This is a genomic window from Arthrobacter sp. Hiyo1, assembly GCF_001263615.2.
Lineage (GTDB): Bacteria > Actinomycetota > Actinomycetes > Actinomycetales > Micrococcaceae > Arthrobacter.
The window spans coordinates 1-1,821 of record NZ_DF952491.1; the positions used below are offsets into that span (position 1 = coordinate 1).

Annotated in this window: 2 pseudogenes; one reads left to right on the forward strand and one right to left on the reverse strand. The window is 62.4% G+C overall.

Annotation, left to right across the window (positions count from 1 at the left end):
* Positions 1–238, reverse strand: a pseudogene (locus AHiyo1_RS23865) (SDR family oxidoreductase); the annotation flags it as partial.
* A gap of 211 nt (positions 239–449) precedes the next feature.
* Here AHiyo1_RS23865 and AHiyo1_RS23870 point away from each other — a divergent pair.
* Positions 450–1,821, forward strand: a pseudogene (locus AHiyo1_RS23870) (acyl-CoA carboxylase subunit beta); the annotation flags it as partial.

Below are 1,821 nucleotides of genomic sequence, written 5' to 3' on the forward strand. Positions count from 1 at the left end.
GGCCGCCCGCCGCTTCCAGTTGTTCGGCGGCCGTGAAGACCGTTCCTTCAAGCTTGGGGTGTGGCTCCCCGGTCTTGGCCATGATGACGATGTTGGCGCCGTCACGTGCCGCGCGGGTAGCGATTGCCAGGCCGATGCCGCGGCTGCCGCCGGACATCAGAATGGTGCGGCCCTTCAGTGATCCACGTGCCTGGTAGGGAAGGGCAGGGCTTGCAGAAGCATCGTTGCTTGAGGTCATGAGGACACTGTAGCCCAACTATGTTACTGGCGAGTAACATCACTCGATGCTCGACTTGAAGTCGGAAAATTGTAGGGTTTCTACAGCGGTCTGTGGCTTTTGCGTCATTAGACTAGCCAACAGGGCCCGCACTTTGTACGGATGCTACTTAAGAGCGCATGCCTAACAAAGCAGTGCCAGCGTAAATCAGCTACAGAGCCGGAGACATTTGATGAGCCACGATCTGACAACGACAGCGGGAAAGATTGCCGACTTCCGCGACCGCCAGGCCCGTGCAGAACAACCGTCCGGCCCCGAAGCCATCGAAAAGCAACATGCCCGCGGCAAGAACACCGCCCGCGAACGCATCGACATGCTCCTCGATGAAGACTCCTTCGTAGAGTTCGACGCTTTGGCCGTCCACCGCTCCACCGCGTTCGGCATGGAGAAGAAGAAGCCCCTCGGCGACGGCGTCGTCTCGGGCTACGGCACCGTCGACGGCCGCCTCGTAGCCATCTACAGCCAGGAATTCAGCGTCTACGGTGGCTCCCTGAGCCAAGTCAACGGCGAGAAGATCGTCAAGGTCCAGGAATTCGCCCTCCGCAACGGTTGCCCGATGGTGGGCATCAACGACGGCGGCGGCGCGCGTATCCAGGAAGGCGTCGCCTCGCTGGCGATGTTCGCTGACATCTTCCGCAACAACGTCCATTCTTCCGGCGTCGTCCCGCAGATTTCCCTCATCATGGGCCGTGCGCCGGCGGGGCGGCCTACTCCCCCGCCCTCACCGACTACATCGTGATGGTGGACAAGACCTCCCACATGTTCATCACCGGCCCCGACGTCATCAAGACCGTCACCGGCGAAGACGTGGACATGGAAACCCTTGGCGGCGCACGCCAGCACAACGCCACCACCGGTACTGCAACATACCTCGCCAATGACGAAGCCGACGCGATCGAGTTCGTCCGCGAACTCCTGGACTTCCTGCCGTCCAACAACCTGTCCGAGGCGCCCGTCCTGGAGCACGAGCAGGAACTGGAGCTCGACGACGACGACCTCGCCCTCGACACGCTCATCCCGGACTCGGCCAACCAGCCGTACGACATGCGCAAGGTCATCGAGCAGATCGTGGATGACGCCCATTTCCTCGAAATGCAGTCGCTCTACGCCCCCAACGTGATCATCGGCTACGGCCGGGTTGAAGGCCACACGGTCGGGATCGTGGCCAACCAGCCCATGCAGTTCGCGGGCACGCTGGACATCTCGGCTTCGGAAAAGGCCGCCCGCTTTGTCCGCCACTGCGACGCCTTCAACGTCCCCATCATCACCTTGGTGGACGTCCCCGGCTTCCTGCCCGGCAAGGACCAGGAATTCCAAGGCATCATCCGCCGCGGAGCCAAGCTGCTTTACGCCTACGCCGAAGCCACCGTGCCCAAGCTGACGGTCATCACGCGCAAGGCCTACGGCGGAGCGTACATCGTCATGGGTTCCAAGAAGCTCGGCGCGGACCTCAACCTGGCCTGGCCCACGGCGCAAATCGGCGTCATGGGCGCAAAGGTGCCGTCAACATCCTGTACCGCCGCGATCTTGCCGCGGTCGCCGAG